The sequence below is a fragment of the Actinomadura sp. KC216 genome (genome assembly GCF_004348535.1).
Taxonomy (GTDB): domain Bacteria; phylum Actinomycetota; class Actinomycetes; order Streptosporangiales; family Streptosporangiaceae; genus Spirillospora.
In genome coordinates, this window is record NZ_SMJX01000645.1 from 1 (window position 1) to 1,109 (window position 1,109).

Annotated in this window: 1 protein-coding gene; it reads right to left on the reverse strand. The window is 71.8% G+C overall.

What is annotated here, in order from left to right:
• The coding region (locus E1264_RS42760) for an ABC transporter substrate-binding protein (RefSeq protein ID WP_132183306.1) at positions 1–1,049 on the reverse strand (1,049 nt) is incomplete at its 3' end.
• Positions 1,050–1,109: the final 60 nt, after the last annotated feature.

Here is a 1,109-nt window from a genome sequence, read left to right on the forward strand (position 1 = left end):
GCCTTCTCGTAGTCGTTCATCCACCACTCGGCATCGGCGGTCATCACGCCGCCGGCCTTCTGCGCGAGCTTGTGCAGGTCGGTTCCGGGCGTGGTGTGCAGGGGCCAGTCGAGGACCTCGTACGCGAGCTTGCGGCCTTGGTCGGTGGCGCTGAGCCAGTAGAGGAGGAGTTGCGCGGCGGAGGGGGTCTTCGCGCCCTTGATGATCAGTCCGGAGCGCGGGACGACAGGCACCTTCACCGGCGCGTAGTCCACCGGCGCCTGGGACCGGCGCTGGCTCTCACCGATCCGGATGCCGTATCCGATGGGGAACTCGCCGCTGGCGACCTGGGTGCGGATCGCGGTGGGCACCGAGGCGAGCGAGACCCGCCCGCGCTCCAGCAGCTTGGTGACGAACGTCATCATCCCGTCGATGCCCAGCCCGGCGGCGAGCGGGCTGAACACGTCGGGCAGCCCGGCGGTGACGATCTTGCCCCGCCAGCGGTCGTCGAGCAGCTCGTCCAGCGTCCGGGGCGGGGCGTCGACCGCTCCGGTGTTGTAGAGGATCGTGCGGGCGATCTCCGCGATGGTGATGGCGTTGTAGGACGCCCACACGTTCTTCGCGTCCACCCCCTCCATGGACCCCCAGTCCACGGAGTGGACGAGCCCGGCGCCGCTGAGCTGCTTGACCACCAGCGGCGTCGTCACGAAGACGTCGATCGAAGGGGCGACCTGCGCCTTCGACTCCTGGACGAGCTTGTTCGCGAAAGCCGGGTCCGGTTCCCCGCTGACGAACTTGATGTCGATCTCCGCGCCGGTGTCGGCGCGCAGCGCGCGGGACAGCTTGCGGGCGTGCGCGGGCGTGCGGGCGTCCGTGCTGACGAACAGCCGCACGCTGCCCTCCTTGGCGGCCTTGTCGGCCAGCCCCTTGAGGGACGCGGGCAGGGCGCCGCCGCGGGCGCCGCCCGGGCCGTCGCCGCCGCCGCAGGCGGCGAGGAGGCCGCTCGCCCCGACGGCCGCCGCGCCGGACAGGAAGGTGCGGCGAGTGAGCGCTGAGGAGTGGAGGGTCATGTCGAGACCACCTTGCCGAGGAGTGCCCGGACGTTCCGGGGCCGTGGGGCGGGGAGGGTG